Source organism: Neobacillus sp. MER 74 (assembly GCF_023714155.1).
Genome location: NZ_JAMAUV010000018.1, coordinates 56,651 through 73,643 on the forward strand (window position 1 = coordinate 56,651; position 16,993 = coordinate 73,643).

Here is a 16,993-nt window from a genome sequence, read left to right on the forward strand (position 1 = left end):
TGTGTATATATGGTTTAATTTTTAATCCATTTATTCTTAATTTCATCGTACTTGCCTGAATCTTTTAGACTTTTCAAGGCTTTATTCAATTCATCGACAAGTGCTTTATTACCTTTTTTCACAGCGATTCCGTATGGCTCCTCTGTAAACGTTCCTCCAACTAGCCCATATGACGGATCTTCTTCGGCCATACCATAAAGGATGGCATCATCCGTTGTCAGGGCATCCCCTTTACCAGCCTTTAGGGCGGTAAAAGCTTCCGCATAGTTTTCGAATTCAAGGACCGTTGTTTCAGGAGCTTTTTCACGAATATTGATCGTCGAGGTCGACCCTTTCACCGCAAGCACCTTGGTTCCTTTCTTTAAGTCTTTGATGCTATGGATCTTACTTCCTTTTTTCACCAGCAAGGATTGTCCGGCATCAAAATAGACATCGGTGAAATCCACTTCTTTCTTCCGTTCCTCCGTGATGGTCATCGTAGCAACAACCGCATCCACCTTTCCATTATTCAGAAGTCCGACCCTAGTTTTCGATGTTACTTCGACGTACTCAGGCTTCACATCTTTGCCAAACATTTCTTCGGCGAGGGCTTTAGATAGATCAATATCAAACCCTTCGACCTCACCAGTTGATGGATTTTTTAAGCCAAACAAACGAGTGTCATTTTTAACACCAAAGACAATCTTTTTCTCTTCTTTAATCTGAGCAAGGACATCCTTGCTGCTCCCTTTAGAGTCCTTGTCCCCGCCGCAGCCGGCGAGATACAAGGCAGCCATTGTGGTTACTAACGCCATTTTCATGAAATTTTTTGTTTTAAACATTTTTCCTCTTACCTCCAATTAATGATTTAAGATACGGCTGAGAAATAGACGCGCCCGTTCTTCACGCGGGTTTGCATAAAATTCAGCCGGAACTGCTTCTTCCAAAATCCGCCCCTCATCCATAAAGACGATTCGGTCGGCCACCTCCCTGGCAAAGCCCATTTCATGGGTGACCACCACCATCGTCATGCCTTCCTTGGCGAGGGCTTTCATCACATCGAGGACTTCCCCAATCATTTCGGGGTCCAGTGCAGAGGTGGGTTCATCGAAAAGCATAATTTCCGGGTTCATGGCGAGGCCGCGAGCGATAGCTACTCGCTGCTGCTGACCTCCGGAAAGTTGAGAAGGATACGCATTCGCCTTATCCAATATCCCTACCTTATTAAGGTAATGTCTGGCGGTATCTGTCGCTTCTTCTTCGGATTTGCCCAGCACTTTCATTGGAGCAAGTGTGATATTTTTCAGAACCGTTTTGTGCGGATATAAATAAAAGTGCTGAAAAACCATGCCAATATTCCGTCTTAATTGATTGATATCTGATTTTTTCTCTCCAACGGATATTCCATTAACAGTGAGTGTCCCTGCCGAAATTGTCTCGAGTTGATTAATGCACCGGAGCAAGGTGCTTTTTCCTGAACCGGAAGGCCCGATTACGACGACAACCTCACCTTGATAGATTGTGAGGTTAATATCTTTTAAAACATGAAAATCCCCATAAAACTTATTTACCTGCTTAAATTCGATCATTCTTGACCTCCTCAACTAAAACGAAATAAATATGGCAATTTTCAGGATTACTTACATGTTATTCAAACCTTGTCCACTTCAAACCGCGACCATAGTCTTGTTTTAGAGATAGTAAAAAAGGTGGATAAAGTAAAAAAGGTGTCAGGCACCATGTGAAAAAAATTCACATGGTGCCTGACACCTTTACTGACACTACTACTTTTTAAAACGGTAACCGACATATAGGACTATAAACCAAACTGGTGCTACTATTAATGCGACTCGCATTTCTTCTATAAAGGCCATTAAAACGACGACTACTGCTAGGAAAGCAAGGGCTAGATAGGATGAAACTGGAAATAACGGCATTTTAAATGCTAGTTTTTTTACTTCTTCTTTTGTTTTTGATTGTCTGTACTTAATTTGTGTGACCAATATAATGGTCCAGCTCGTTATAACCGCAACGGTTGCTACAGAAGAAATATACATAAATACTTTTTCCGGAACAATATAATTTAAAAATACGGCCACCAGTAAAAATAAAGATGAAAACAGGATTCCACGTCTTGGTGTAGAATGCTTATTTAGCTTTCCAAAATATTTCGGGCCATTATTTTGAAGGGATAAATTGTAAAGCATTCTGCCTGTACTGAAAAGGCCACTATTAAAAGCAGACAATGCTGCAGTTAACACAACAAAATTGATGATATGAGCTGCTCCAGGAATTCCAACTTTATCAAAAATCAATACAAATGGGCTGCCATTGGTTCCCACTTCATTCCAAGGATATAAACTCATCATGATTCCTAATGCAGCAATATAAAAAATTAAAATCCTCCAAACTACATTGTTGATGGCAGATGGAATTGATTTTCGAGGATTTTTCGCTTCCCCTGCCGTTATACCGACCAGTTCCACCCCGCCAAATGAAAACATAACTAGAACCAATGACATTAAAATACCATTCATTCCATTTGGCATAAATCCACCATGTGCCCATAGATTAGTAAAACCGATTGGCTGGCCTCCGTTACCGATACCTAGGAGGATCATTCCTAATCCAACCACAATCATTCCAATAATAGCCACCACTTTGATCAGCGCGAACCAGAATTCAAACTCTCCAAAAGCTTTTACACTAGTTAGGTTTATCATCGTAATAACCATTAGTGTAGCCAATGCAGTCACCCATTGTGGAATATCCGGAAACCAGTAATTTACATACACACCGACCACTGTAATTTCTGCCATTCCGACGACAACCCACATAAACCAATAGGTCCAACCTGTTAAGTAACCCGCAAATGGGCCTAAATAACGATTCGCGTAAGAACTAAATGAACCGGACACTGGCTCATCAACAGCCATTTCGCCCAATGCTCTCATTATAGTAAAAATAACTAAACCACCAATTAAGTAGGAGATTAAAATGGATGGTCCAGCCATCTGAATCGTAGCACTTGAACCGTAGAATAAACCTACACCAATGGCCCCTCCTAGTGCGATTAATTGGATATGCCGATTGTCTAAACCTCTTTGTAATTTTTCACCTTCGTGATTTTTGCCCACACTATGTATCCACCCTTCTTAATTATTCTTTTAGAATAACTAAGTTGGATTACCCTTTCCACATGAAAGAATATTCATATAAATCAAATTATTATTTCTTTTCCGTTATTATTTCAACAAACCCTCAGTAAAATATTCCTCTATTTCGTAAAATTGGCTTGAATATGTCATTAATACAGGAAATTTGTCATAAATCAATTTTACCTGTAATGTTGTTCAACAAACTATAATGAAATGTAACAGAGGTGTTCTGTAATTCGTGTACTAGCACATGCTAAAGTATGTACATACGAATTTACAGGAGGTAGCAACATGAAAAACAATTCCATGAAGAAGTTAATTGTAGCTTGTGTAGCTACATTTGCAATTATAACGCTACAACATAATACGGCAGAGGCAATTACACAATCTCCACTTGTAAAAGAGGTTAACCCCTATGAACTTGGTAAAGAAAATGGATTAAATACAATTAATATAGAACAAGAGAATAATCGTAATGAAAATTGGGTGGATCTAGAGAAAAAATTGGAAAATCCTATTCACCCAAAAGCAGCAGGAAAAAAGGCATCCAAACCTGATAAAAAAACGCCAAAAAAAGAAAAAGAGAAGCCAGCCGTTACCCTTTCTAATAAAGAGAAAGACTTATTTGCCCGATTAGTAAATGCTGAAGCAAAAGGTGAATCCTTTGAAGGAAAAGTAGCCGTTGCGACTGTCGTTTTAAACCGAGTTGATTCTCCTGATTTCCCAGATACAGTTACAGGTGTCATTAATCAAGTCGTCGGGGGTACCTATGCCTTTTCACCAGTTCAAAATGGTGAAATTAATAAGCCAGCCTCAGATGAATCGAAACGAGCCGTAGAAAAAGCATTAACAAGAAAAAACCGATTAAATAATTCCGTCTATTTCTATAACCCAGAAATTGCAGAAGATCAATGGATTCGTACGCGTACAGTTGTAAAAACGATCGGTGATCATGTTTTTGCAAAATAAAGTTTAAAAAGCCGTTGAATGACGGCTTTTTTGCTTATAAAAAATGGAACACACGGTTGACGCTATTTAAAGGTTTGCTGCATTAAAGGTATCTCCACCCTCGATGGTTCCATTTTTGAAGCCTTTAGTGAACCAGCGTTTTCTTTGCTCAGAAGTTCCGTGTGTAAAGCTTTCCGGCACCACATAGCCCTGCGATTTTTTCTGGATATTATCATCACCCACAGCACTTGCTGCATTCACTGCCTCTTCAAGGTCGCCTTTTTCTAAGTAGCCTTTCCCTTGCGCGTAGTGTGCCCATACCCCCGCCAAGTAATCAGCTTGCAATTCAAATCGAACCGAGTACTCATTAGAACGCTTCCGTGCCTGTGAAGCTTGATCTCCTGAATGCAAGAGGGTCTGGACATGGTGGCCTACTTCATGGGCAATGACGTACGCCATCGCAAAGTCCCCAGGCGCCTGGAATTTTTGTTTCAGTTCCTGATAAAAACTTAAGTCAATGTACAGTTTGTGGTCGCCAGGACAATAAAATGGTCCTACCGCTGAACTAGCTGATCCACAGGCAGACTGGACACTGCCGGTATACAAAACAAGCTTAGGATTCTCGTATTGCAGCCCTTTCTTCTTGAATTCATCTGACCACACATCCTCTGTATCAGCAAGAACGACAGAAACAAAGTCCGCTAATTCCTTCTCCCCAGCAGACTCTTGATAAGGTGCAGGAGCTTGTGAACCCGTATCAGAAGCTTGATTGCTGCCTAAAAGATCTCCTGGATTCCCTCCAAGCAGTGTAAAGAGAAGAACGATTATTATACTGCCGATCCCGCCTCCTATCACAGTCTTGCCACCCATTCCCATTCCTCTTCGATCCTCAACGTTTGAACTTTGCCGTCTTCCTTTCCATTTCATTTTTTTGCCTCCTTTAAAAAGCCAATTAACTTTGTTATACCCACAATATCGAAGATTAAAATCAGATACTTTTTGGAAATTGTTTACTAAACAGCCCTGTAAATACAAAACGGCCCCCGAATTACGGGAGCCGTTTTGTCTCTCACCTATTTCACTTCCATTTTAACTAGTTGTTTGCCGAATTTTCAGTACTGATCTAACGCAGTTTGGCCATTTATTTCTTATAGTTAGGATCCATTACCAATATAACGATCAAGAAACCTTACCATTTCCTTATAGGCAGTAATCTTATTTTTTTGTTTTATGATGGTATGCCCTTCGTCTTCGAAGCGAATAAAGTCAACAGCGTGATTTCGTTTCTTAAGTTTATCAACTATTTGCTCAGATTCTTTTATATGGACTCGCGGATCGCCTTTCCCGTGAATAACTAATAATGGAGTGGTAATTCGATCTGAAAAATTCAATGGATCAATCTGATCAAAAAATTCTCCGTCGCTTTCTATTGTTCCATATTCACTCTCCCTATGCTTCTTTCGCCATGGACTGGTTGTTTGAAGGAACGTTCTTAGGCTGGACATCCCCACAATATCAATAGCAGCTGCCCAAAGATGTGGATAGTGACTGATGGCAGCAAGCACCATAAACCCGCCATAGCTTCCACCCATGATTGCGATTTTTTTAGAATCTATATTCCCATGTACCCTTAGCCATTCCACTAAAAAAAGGAGATCCTTAACAGCGTCCATTCTTTTTCGAACATCATCCAAATGTGTATACCTTTTTCCATAACCTGTACTTCCCCGAATGTTTGGTGTACACACGGCATAACCCTGGTTTAGTAAATACTGCTGAATAGGATTGTATACTGCACGAGCTTGACTCTCCGGCCCGCCATGGATATAAATAACAACTGGGGGCTTTTCTGTGGAATCTTTCGGCCTAGAAAAAAAGGCAGGAACTTCGAGGTTATCAAAAGAGCGAAAAGAGATAAGTTCCGGCTCCACTAATTTATGTTCCAGTACAGGTGAACGGGAAACATATGTAAGCCTCTCCGCCTGAATAGTCTTTAAGTCAAGTTCCCATATATCTGAGGGATTTGCCGCTCCCTTAAACACATAGGCAAGTTTTTGGCTATCAGGGGAAAATTTCAGATTTGTAATGACTCCGATTGGAGTTTTCCACGTATACAGGTAACTTCGGTTTATGTCTAAAAGTACCCCTCTGGAAGTTCCTCCCTCATTTATCGAATAAGCTAACAAATTTTTATCCTTATTCATAGTCAAATCCTCAAAATCCCACATTCCCTGCTCTAGCCATTCGAGTTGTTTGGTTTTTAAATTGATAAGAGCCAGCCCATAGAATTTTTTGTCTTTATTCGATAATACATACAGATGGTCCCCATCCTTATTAAAATGGGCGTCTCTAAAACTAGCTTCCCCTGTATGTTCTGTTAACCAATTGATATCCCCCGTTGAAAGGTCGATGATACCTAAATCATTATCTAAAGGGGAATTTAGCTTCTGAATCAAAATGGAATGACCGTCCGGAGACCATTTCACTGCTGAAAATACCCCATTTCCAGCATTCAAAAGACGAATATCCTTCGATTCCAAATTTTGAAGATAGATATCAAAAAAAGCTGGATTCCGGCGGTTACTCGACCAGGCAATCCATTTTCCATCGGGAGAGCTTCCGCCAAAACGGTGGATATGGTCTGGTGAGTTTGTCAGTTCAATTAGTTTTCCTTCTTCCTTAAGTAAGTACAATTGCTGATTTTCATTTCCGCCAACATCCATTCCAATAATCAAATTTGATTTTCCATTTAGATAGCTGATAAAAGTGATTCTTTCTTTTGTAAAGGAAGTTTGGACAGGCCATCCATCACTCCCTTCCCCTAGATTCAATTCCCACACTTGCGGCAAACCAGTATAATCCGCAATGAAACTAAGCTTGTGTCCAGTTGGTGCATATACTGGATTGTTGGCAAAACGAACATGCAAATACGGCTCTATATCAATGGTCACCATAAACATCCCCCATCCAATTCATTCATTTTTGAAACACTCTGGTGAATATGAAAAAGAGTCATGTGAAGGATTCATAAATGAATTTATCCATTCGAAGGATCACTTAATTTTTCGTCAATCTATCCAATCAATTATATTTACAACCCATTCATATTATTCAGAGTTCCTATTGAATAATAAGTGACTAAAAAATTGACCATGAAAAATAAACTCAAAGTAGAAAATTTAATAATTTTAATATTGACAATTGTTTGAAAAATAGAGAGAATGAACGCGGTTACCTATATTGAACGGGCCTCTTCACAACTGCTTACATAAGAAGGGAGATTAACTATGGAAACAATTAAAATCGGAATGGTCGGTTACAAATTTATGGGTAAGGCCCACAGTCATGCATACCGGGATCTTCCCCTTTTCTTTCCAAATACGACTCATCCTGAAATGAAAGTGATTTGTGGTCGTGACCAACAGGCTGTTGCTGTAGCAGCAAAGCAATTCGGTTGGGAGGAATATACAACTGATTGGAAAAGTCTTTTACAAAGAGATGATATCAATTTAATCGATATCAATGCACCAAGTGATGTACATAAAGAAATAACGATTGCTGCTGCCCAAGCAGGCAAACATGTTTTTTGTGAAAAACCGTTAGCGCTTACACTTAAGGATTCTAGAGAAATGCTTGAAGTCGTTGAGGCCGCTGGGGTTAAACATATGGTTGGCTTTAATTACCGCTTTGCCCCTGCTGTCATGCTGGCTAAAAAGCTTCTTGACGAAGGGAAGTTAGGAGAAATCTATCATTTCCGCGCTTGGTTTTTGCAAGATTGGCTGGTTGACCCCAACTTCCCGCTCGCCTGGAGACTTCAGAAAGATATCGCCGGTTCAGGTTCTCATGGAGATCTTGGAGCCCATCTGATCGACCTGGCACACTACCTCATTGGTGATATGAACGAGGTCATTGGAATGAATGATACGTTTATCAAGGAAAGACCACTTCCTGCTCAGATGACTGGCTTATCTGCGAAGGGAAGCGAGAGTGCTGAAAAAGGCGCGGTCACAGTTGATGATGCAACTCTATTCCTAGCACGGTTCGCAAACGGTGCTTTAGGAAGCTTTGAAGCTACACGATTTGCCACTGGACATCGCTGCAAGAATTCCTTTGAAATTAACGGCAGTAAAGGCAGTGTCATCTTCGACTTTGAACGCATGAATGAGCTTCAGGTCTATTTCACGGATGATAGAGATGATGTTCAAGGCTTCCGCCGGGTATTAGCGACAGACCCTTCCCACGCTTATGCGCAGAACTGGTGGCCTCCAGGTCATACGATTGGTTATGAACATACGTTTATTCATGAAATGGTTGAGTTAATGGAGGCTATCCGTGAAGATCGGCAGCCGGTTCCAAATTTCCGAGATGGCGTCAAATGTCAAGAAGTTTTGGAAGCGGTTGATTTGTCAATCGAAAAACGCCAATGGATCCGTATTTCTGACGTCTAAAAATCGAAAGGGAGTGCTTCCATCATGAAGAAAAAGGCATTGATTGTATGGGGCGGATGGGATGGCCATCAACCAGAGCAAGTGGCAGAAATTTTTAAAGGCATCCTTGAGGAAGAAAACTTTGAGGTAGAGGTTTCCAATACACTTGAGACTTATGGAGATTCTGAAAAGCTAAAAAACCTGGATTTAATCATCCCCCACTGGACGATGGGTACTATTGAACAAAAGTTTGTTCAAAATATATCCGAAGCTGTTATTCAAGGTGTGGGGTTAGCGGGATGCCACGGAGGGATGTGTGATTCTTTCCGTAATAATGTAGACTGGCAATTTATGACCGGCGGAAATTGGGTCGCTCATCCTGGAAATGACGGTGTGGAATACATGGTAAATATCAAACATTCGACCAGTCCGCTCTTTGAGGGGATGGCTGATTTTAAAGTTGTCAGCGAGCAATATTACCTTCATTATGATCCTGCTGTGGAAGTGTTAGCTACTACTCGCTTCCCTATTGTTAATGGTCCTCATGCTGCCAATAAACCAGTTGAAATGCCTGTGGTTTGGACAAAACACTGGGGCCAAGGAAATGTATTCTATAGTTCATTAGGCCACCAAGCGAACATTATCGCCATGCCAGAGGTTTCCCTTATTATGCGGCGAGGATTTCTGTGGGCTGCTAAAGGAAAGAAACGATCGGAAGAATTAGGTCCAACCTCAATTTATGGTAATGCAGGGATGTACACAGGAATGGGCGACAGCCAGTAATAAGCAGCCACTTGAACTTTCGGAGACCAAAATGATTAAAATGGAGGACCTAATCGTGAAAAAGCTTAAAATCGGTATCATTGGATGCGGAAATATTAGTTCTATTTATATGGAAAATTGTCCGAAGTTCCCGCACCTTGAACTTGTTGCCTGTGCAGACCTAGATGAAAAATGTGCCCAAGCTCAAGCTGGAAAATTTGGTATTCCAAAAGCATGTTCCGTCGAAGAGCTGCTTTCTGATCCAGGGATTGAACTCGTCATTAATTTAACAATACCAAAAGCGCATGCGTCTGTTTCCCTCCAAGCCCTTGAAGCAGGAAAGCATGTCTATTCAGAAAAACCACTTGCGATCACTTGCGAAGAAGGTAAACAAATGTTAGAAGCAGCTAAAAGGAAAAACCTACTTGTCGGAAGTGCACCAGACACTTTCTTAGGTGCTGGTATTCAAACAGCGATTCATTTAATTGAACAAGGTGAAATTGGTGTCCCTGTTGGTGCTTCGGCCTTCATGATTTGCAGCGGACATGAACATTGGCATCCTGATCCTGCCTTCTACTACGATATCGGCGGTGGACCAATGTTTGATATGGGACCCTATTATTTAACAGCTTTAGTCGCTCTATTAGGTCCAATCAAACGAATTTCCGGTTCTGCTCGTATTAGTTATCCAGAACGAACGGTTAGGAGTAAACCTAAAGAAGGAACGAAGATTGTCGTCTCTACCCCTACACATCTATCAGGTGTAATGGATTTTGCCTCAGGTGTCATCGGAACGATAACAACAAGCTTTGATGCCTTTGGAGGAACATCCCTGCCGCCTATCGAAATCTATGGAAGTCAAGGTACGATTCTTGTTCCTGATCCAAATACGTTTGGGGGCCCTGTTCGTATAAGAAAAAGTGACGAAAAAGAATTTTCGGAGGTCCCGCTGTCTTATGGATTTGCCCAAAACAGCAGAGGGCTTGGTGTCTCTGATATTGCAAAAGCGATCCTTGAAGGCGGTAATTATCGAGCAAACGGCGAATTAGCGTACCATGTTTTAGAAGCGATGCACGGACTGCTTGAATCATCGGAAAAGGGAACACATTATATCATGGAAAGCACCTGTGCCAGACCTGAATCCGAGTCAAAGGTATTACAGTTTGCAGAGGAATCATTCTGATTCCTTTACTCCCTTATATAATTCTTTTTCGAAAAATAAGAGTCTCCTTTTGAATGGGGAGACTCTTTTCTATTCTTTGTGATCAGGTATTTTTGTATGGGACAAATTGAACCTATTAATCCTAACTATGCAAGCTTCCTTTTAACCATGGACGTTGTCGATATGGACCAATTGGAATTTGGATGAGACTGGTTATTCCCTGTGGTTCCATTTTGTAAATCTGATCACTCAAGTTTGCATCAAACCCGAGGAGTGGATGCCCTCCCATTCCGAGGGCTGACGCCGTTAACAGTAATCGTTGCACGAGCATACCAGCTTCCATTTGTTGAATGCGGTATCCTCTGTATCCCAGTGCCTTTCTAAATGATTCCCTGTCCCCTGCCACATGAAGACAGAGCGGTACTTGTAGCAAATTTACGTTATCTAGCGACATTCTAGATTGCAACTGGAGTCGAAAATCTCCCAGATGTACTTGTCGTAACGCATGAGCAAGTCTGTCATAATAATAGGCTCCATTTGGAATACCTTCAACGTTATATAAACATCCATACAAGGAAACACGAGGCTCGTTCTTCCAATCTGCTCCATCCAAATCATTCCGATACGAGAAGGACGCGGTCGATTCCTGCAATAGTGTGGTTAGTTGAAGTTTACTTACCCTTCCCAAGACAAAATCCATATCTGGTGAAAATCGCTCGAGACAAACCGACCGCAGATCATAAGATAACCGATTCATGTGAGGCAGAGTTTCCGCTTCATCGTCCGAATCTATACTTTCTTTTTCCTCAAACAGTCGAAACGCTTGCGTTGAATCCAGCATGGACGCTTCATTCATCTTTGTTACGATCGGATACTCTTTAATTCTCTTTGACCGGACATAATGATAAGGCTGAATCGCTGTTAACTCTTGACACAATTGGGCCGCAGTGACGTCAATTTTACTCCCGTTAGTAGACCAGCGGGTTGGTTCTACGGAAAGCGGAATAACTGCATAAACACTCTCCTCTTGTTCGAAAAGCCCAACAAGATGATTAATGGCCCGATCAAGAAACTGGAAATAAACCCCCGTTGCAAAGCCAAAACGTTTCGCTACCTCCAGGAGCTGTCCTATCAACACGCCGGCATCCAGCCCTTGCAGCCGGTAAGAAAAGTTATTGTATTTAAAGTAATTTTTCCAAAACATAGTCGACACAAATACAGTCCCAAAGCAGGCAGATATCTCACATCGATTACCAAGAGCGCGGTCTATATATGAATCAAAATTTCCTTCTCGTAACAATAATAAGCGGTGATGTGCCACATCATAATGATACATCCCAACAGGCAAATCCTCTATCTTAAGATATACATACAATTCATTGGGATATAATGCCCCGCCGGAAGGAACAAACCGTCGATACGACTGTACTAGTTTCGCTGTTTTAGCTGTGGCATCCATGGGAAAGACTGACTGACTAACTTGATTCAGTCCATATACATACCAGAGAAAATGACCAATTTTACTAAGATTAGGCTTGGCGGGTGATTCTTGTCTCTCGAGTGACAGCGGTACCTCTAGAGAAAATGGTACTTCTGGCAAGCCACGATAAAGTTTATAAGGAAGTGGCGCATCTTCCCAATCCACCTCCCAATTAGGTACGCTTGCTTTATCAATGTCAAAATGTAGATTGAGCAAAAACTCCTCTAGACTCATCCTTATTGCCTCCTAGCCGCCGCTTATGGAAACGGATGCGGATATGGGTTTAGTTGTTCAAGTGTCAACGGTTGTTTTGAATATCCGAGTTCCATCGGTACACGGAGCACCCGCTCTAGCCCAGTTATGCGAATAAGATGTTGTCCGAATGTCATCGGCAGCATTCCCGGAATTAGAACCTTCACGCAAAAAAGCCCATTTCGCTTCAATTCTGGTGCCGTCTGGTCTACTACAATCACATCAAGATTTAATTGACGAAAAACTTGAAGAATGTCCTGAAGATCGTCAGTAAGATCTGAATGCCCCGACTTCCACTTGAATTCCTCTGCAAATGTTCGCAATGGACGAGTATCTGAAAGTAAAAAATCCAGACGCTCCTCTGCTTGCGGCAAACCGTACAGCATGCCATGATCCTCCATATTCTGTACCATAGATGAATCTTGCAGCATTCGGCTATACTTTTCTTGGTTCGACTCCAATTTCTCATCCAGGGTTAGCATCATGCCAGCCAATTCATGAACCGCACTTTTAACCGCACGTACGGGGTCGAGATGTGCGCCAGCAGCACAAATAAGATTCAATCCCTTTTCTTTCCTGTTTTTTGCAATCGCACAAATACTCGGAATTCCGTGCTCCATCGTCGAGTTGTACAAATACAAATCATATCCTGCGACCACCCGAATTCGTTCAATCATTAACTTCAATTCTTGGTCATCAGCAGAGGATGGGTCAAGACGCGGCAAGTTCAGCTTCGCGTACCAAGTCATCAGAAATGAATCACGTTCCACCACTTCCATAATTCCGTAAAAAATGGACTCCTCCAAACTTCCTCCTAACGCGCAGCCATTGGAAGTTTCATAGACAAATCCACGCTGCCCAGAGCCCAAGCTATAATAGGCAAGCAGCTCAGGCACAAGGATTGGTCGCTCTTCCAAAAACGAATACCCCCATACCCAATTCATTGGTCTATCAGGATTAAACGGTTGAAAAGGAAAGCCATGGAGCTCATATTGTTCCTTTGCGTGCACACCTACTTTTATCGGATTAAGTGCCTTATTCTTCAAATTGCGGAAACTATCAAAAACGACTGTACGTTTCCCGCGTGGCTCTAGACCGCAGTACCGCTCCAGTCCTTCTAAAATGGCCGTCAGCTCGCTTACTTCATATGAATTTGTCCGGCCTGCTGTTCCTTCATCCCCCTCAAACAAAGGCAGATTAACACTGACATCTGCAAATGGCCGCACCAAGTCAACCATCTTAGCATTCAAAAGGCCCGTCCGTTGATCTAGATAATCTGTTCCTAACACTTTACTTAGATCTTCCAACGAACGGCAACGGTAGCTATCGGGACTGACCTTCGGACTTGGCTGCAATGAGATTCGTGCCATGTTTTCCGCATCGTCGGGTAATTGGCTGCAAACTGGACACAATGGGTCAGGAAGAAAGGAATGCCATGAACTCTTTAATGTTTTCAAATTGATTAAACATATCTGGCCTTCCGTAAGAGGATGATCACCCTGCAAAATCCGCTGTACCTCTGCACTGAATTGGTGTGCCAGCTGTCGGAGTCCTGTGTATGATGCCCACCCTTCAGGCTGAACACCTCTGTACTCCTTCAGTCTCTGCTGTATCCCCCACACTTCTGTACGGTCGCTGCCAGCCATAAGGCGTCTCAAGTCTGCACACTGTGAACATCCCGATGATCCTTGTCGAACTAGCGGCCCCACTACTCCCTCTCCAAATGAAACGAAGCCACGCAGCCAGGGAGTGCCTTTTCGTCGAAACATCTTTTCTGCCTTTTGATGAACAGAAGGATTCCACACATCGTGGAGAACGAGAGCCAAATCAGTTTGTTTCGGTACAACCGCCTCGAATTCGGTTTGGCGAACTACATGGTAATGGGAGAAAAGTTCTTCGCACACACTGTCTGCCACCACTCCTTCTCCTATAACCAAAACAACAGGAGCGCTCACCTAATTTCCTCCTCTCTAAGCAACACACCGAACACCCCAGCCAAAGCTTCTTTTAAAAATGGTTCAATTTCTTGTTCAAACACCGAAAGCTGCTTATGATTTCGTTTCAAGACATCCAAAGCGGACTGCAAGTTCTCCAATTGAAACCTCTCTTCACAGGCAGGGATTACAAGACTTTGCGACACCTTCTCTTCCAGATGCAAGGACGATCCATCCAACGCTTCCTCCGATAAGCTGCCTTCCGGGTTTTGTACTTTGCTAATTGCTTGCTGTAACGCATTTCGTAACGCCATTGTGAGATTCAAATCTACGCTGCGAAACCATCCTTCTCTCGTACGGACATATACTACGGGGAAACCGGACACTTCCTCCCCTAACCCGATAAGTGGTTCTCTTTGATTCGTAGATAGTGCCTGCAAATAAAACCGGCATCGTTCATCTTCTACAGCACTCAACTGTACCTGCGAGATAGATAACTTCTGATTACGCTGTTGAATGTTCAATTCTTTGACCAAACACTTTTGTAACCCACGGCAAACACCTTCCGCATACGTTTCCCCTGCACCAACTCCTATAAATTCCTCTAAATCTACCATTTTACCCTCTACTATCTGATCAAAATATAGATTTGTTATGCGTGAATTGATTATTCGTGAAACATATGCTTCAATTCCAGCAAGACCAGCTTCCCTTCGTGCCTCTTCATGTGTCAGACCTGAACAGACCTTATCACTTAACAGCTCAGCAGGTCCCACAGACAACGGGTCAACTGCCTGAACACGACACTGTGCTAAGGGCAGCTGTACTAATTCTTCCTCCCCCCAGCGATGGAAAATCCCCGTCTCTTTTGATGTCAACTGGTAGAAGTATAGAAGCAATTTACTGGACTCACCAGTGACTACTTCCTGTTCACGTCGTCTATCGTAATCTTCAACCCAAATAGTCGATATTCGTCCGGTCACCAAGGGATGAGGCAAAAACGAATGCCAGTTTCCTTCTAACGTATCCAGATCTAGCAGGAAGAATTGATTCTTCTGTTCTGGCTCGGTGACTCCTGTTACCTCTTTAAACAATTCAAATACAATCACATTGGCCAACATGGCTCCGGCTGCCGAAGAATAGGCAGATAATTGTTGTTCTTTAAATAGCATAGATTTGTGCAAGCGATGCCAAGCAGACTCCCAGCATGCCTCTGAGTCCGGTATTACTAACGGACCTGCAATACCCGTCTGTTGTATGCAAATAGCAGGAAGAAACATCTTCTTTTCTTCCCTGCAAACCGTATGAATAAGTCGCAGTTCCTCTAGATTCCCCTCCTGCGACACATACAAAATCGAATCAAATGGCTGCATACTTTCCCGCCAAGAGCTAACCCTATCTTCCCTTAATTTTACCTCTTCTACCTCCACCTCGGGGTCTGATTTACTGGCATGTGCCACTATTTCCAACAACCGCCGTCTATTAGTCGGTACCGTGTCGGTGATTAGCAGTTTGAACTTGGGCAATCCAGAATCAATCAACGAAGAAACTAACGCAACAAAAAAAGGTCCAGAACCAACAGCCAACACTTTGGCCTGTCGATAGGTTTGAAAACGGTACGCCCCCGAATTTACAAAACTATCCACAAATTCTATTTGTGAAGCATGCTTTTTAAGAACCTGATCCTCCAATTGATGCGGATGGTCTTGACTTACATCGCGGACAAACCCATTTCGATACAGCACTTCTGCAATTTCGTACACCCGATCACGGTATGGACCAGGTAATCCTTCTGTTAAATTACCCAAGGTATACTCCCCGTTGAACATGGGGATCAGCTTTTCCACCCACTGCTCGATCGTACTGCCTTTCATACGAAATGAGCTTATATTATTTCGAAAATACACACCCCTGTTTGAATCGGGAAGAAAAAACGTGTCCCTTTTCACTTTCAAACGCATAGAAGGGTTCAAACTTGTCATTTCGCTCCTCCTTAGCTTAACTTTTCTCCAATCAGGATCATGACTTTACTATAATTCTATGTAACGCAATTTGTCCCATATGTCTAAACTAATAGAGAAGAGCCTCTGTAAAGCTCTCCTCAATAAAATGCCAGTGTTTCATTAGAAAAAGGTTCCAATTAACCGTGGCAACGACCTCCGCCGCCGCAGCGATGTCCGCCTCCACAATTAGAGCAATGTGAACAATTAAAGCAACTAGAGCACCGGAAACAACTAGAGCAGTTAAAGCAGTTAAAACAGTTAAAACAGCTAGAGCAACTAAAACAACTAAAACAGCGGAAAATACCACCAATGCCACCAATACCTCCAATACCTCCAATACCACCAATTCGAGACTGATCAAGATAGTATTGGTTTGGATCAAAAGGAACCGCCTGGCTCGCTTGAAAGTCGCCAACATTCAACATTTGGAGTTCATTTTGTAAGGGATTCATTTTCATACCTCCATCTATTTAATAAAAATAATTTGTGTTAGTACATTAAAGTTCAAGTACTCTCTTCACCAAAATATGACCTTTAGCTGGGTATTGCTACTGATTCAAAAGCCTATTTTATTAGGACATTCCTAATATTTGGCTTAAAATCCTGATTAAGCTAAAGGTGTAGGGGGCTAAAAGGAGGGATTTAAGCTGTGATCAGGGAGACTAGCACACAAAATGGCCCATATTGAATCAAACAGTGCATTTTTTATGAGCTAGTTTCATACATAAGAGAAGTGAAATATTTAGAACTTCTACAAAGAGCAGGTAGTGTCAAAACTTCTATGAAAAAGTGACCTGAAGTTTTTTTCTTCTCTCTTTTTTGTAGTGGAGGTACCCGCAATCGCTCTTGACAAACACACCAATGGTTTGAGGTTCCTTTAACAAGGGC

Annotated in this window: 13 protein-coding genes; 4 read left to right on the forward strand and 9 right to left on the reverse strand. The window is 42.1% G+C overall.

Annotated elements, in window-relative coordinates:
• Window positions 1-14: 14 nt before the first annotated feature.
• The 3 genes from M3610_RS21620 to M3610_RS21630 form a co-directional block, all read right to left on the reverse strand.
• On the reverse strand, window positions 15-821 hold the full coding sequence (locus M3610_RS21620) for a transporter substrate-binding domain-containing protein (RefSeq protein ID WP_251462480.1): 807 nt from the start codon (window positions 819-821) through the stop codon (window positions 15-17).
• A gap of 18 nt (window positions 822-839) precedes the next feature.
• The gene (locus M3610_RS21625; protein ID WP_251462483.1) at window positions 840-1,568 is read right to left on the reverse strand and encodes an amino acid ABC transporter ATP-binding protein; all 729 of its coding nucleotides are present in this window, start codon (window positions 1,566-1,568) and stop codon (window positions 840-842) included.
• 195 nt (window positions 1,569-1,763) lie between these two features.
• Window positions 1,764-3,116: an amino acid permease gene (locus M3610_RS21630; RefSeq protein WP_251462486.1), complete on the reverse strand. Its 1,353-nt coding sequence runs from the start codon at window positions 3,114-3,116 to the stop codon at window positions 1,764-1,766.
• Between the two features lie 312 nt (window positions 3,117-3,428).
• Here M3610_RS21630 and M3610_RS21635 point away from each other — a divergent pair, with 312 nt between their 5' ends.
• On the forward strand, window positions 3,429-4,106 hold the full coding sequence (locus M3610_RS21635; RefSeq protein WP_251462489.1) for a cell wall hydrolase: 678 nt from the start codon (window positions 3,429-3,431) through the stop codon (window positions 4,104-4,106).
• Between the two features lie 66 nt (window positions 4,107-4,172).
• On the opposite strand, the gene ypfJ is transcribed toward M3610_RS21635, so the two are convergent.
• Both ypfJ and M3610_RS21645 read right to left on the reverse strand, forming a co-directional pair.
• Window positions 4,173-5,012, reverse strand: a complete 840-nt coding sequence (ypfJ, locus tag M3610_RS21640) for a KPN_02809 family neutral zinc metallopeptidase (RefSeq protein ID WP_098573158.1) — start codon at window positions 5,010-5,012, stop codon at window positions 4,173-4,175.
• A 227-nt stretch (window positions 5,013-5,239) separates the two neighbouring features.
• Window positions 5,240-7,039, reverse strand: coding sequence for a S9 family peptidase (locus M3610_RS21645; protein WP_251462492.1), 1,800 nt, complete (start codon window positions 7,037-7,039; stop codon window positions 5,240-5,242).
• Window positions 7,040-7,372: 333 nt separating this feature from the next.
• On the opposite strand from M3610_RS21645, the gene M3610_RS21650 reads away from it, so the two are divergent.
• Genes M3610_RS21650 through M3610_RS21660 form a run of 3 tightly spaced genes read left to right on the forward strand, consistent with a single transcriptional unit; the run spans window position 7,373 to window position 10,457 of the window.
• Window positions 7,373-8,533, forward strand: coding sequence for a Gfo/Idh/MocA family protein (locus tag M3610_RS21650; RefSeq protein WP_251462508.1), 1,161 nt, complete (start codon window positions 7,373-7,375; stop codon window positions 8,531-8,533).
• 24 nt (window positions 8,534-8,557) lie between these two features.
• Window positions 8,558-9,295 (forward strand): ThuA domain-containing protein, encoded by a 738-nt coding sequence (locus tag M3610_RS21655; protein WP_251462511.1) that lies wholly within the window; start codon window positions 8,558-8,560, stop codon window positions 9,293-9,295.
• Between the two features lie 55 nt (window positions 9,296-9,350).
• Window positions 9,351-10,457 (forward strand): Gfo/Idh/MocA family protein, encoded by a 1,107-nt coding sequence (locus M3610_RS21660; RefSeq protein ID WP_251462515.1) that lies wholly within the window; start codon window positions 9,351-9,353, stop codon window positions 10,455-10,457.
• A 121-nt stretch (window positions 10,458-10,578) separates the two neighbouring features.
• On the opposite strand, the gene M3610_RS21665 is transcribed toward M3610_RS21660, so the two are convergent.
• The 4 genes from M3610_RS21665 to M3610_RS21680 form a co-directional block, all read right to left on the reverse strand.
• The gene (locus tag M3610_RS21665; RefSeq protein ID WP_251462518.1) at window positions 10,579-12,150 is read right to left on the reverse strand and encodes a SagB family peptide dehydrogenase; all 1,572 of its coding nucleotides are present in this window, start codon (window positions 12,148-12,150) and stop codon (window positions 10,579-10,581) included.
• A gap of 23 nt (window positions 12,151-12,173) precedes the next feature.
• Complete coding sequence (locus tag M3610_RS21670) at window positions 12,174-14,123, reverse strand: TOMM precursor leader peptide-binding protein (protein ID WP_251462521.1); 1,950 nt, start codon at window positions 14,121-14,123, stop codon at window positions 12,174-12,176.
• A complete protein-coding gene (locus M3610_RS21675; protein WP_251462524.1) occupies window positions 14,120-16,084 on the reverse strand; it encodes a putative thiazole-containing bacteriocin maturation protein in 1,965 nt (654 codons plus the stop codon). The genes M3610_RS21670 and M3610_RS21675 overlap by 4 nt, the downstream gene beginning before the upstream one ends.
• A 158-nt stretch (window positions 16,085-16,242) precedes the next feature.
• The gene (locus M3610_RS21680) at window positions 16,243-16,563 is read right to left on the reverse strand and encodes a heterocycloanthracin/sonorensin family bacteriocin (RefSeq protein ID WP_311315848.1); all 321 of its coding nucleotides are present in this window, start codon (window positions 16,561-16,563) and stop codon (window positions 16,243-16,245) included.
• Between the last annotated feature and the right edge of the window lie 430 nt (window positions 16,564-16,993).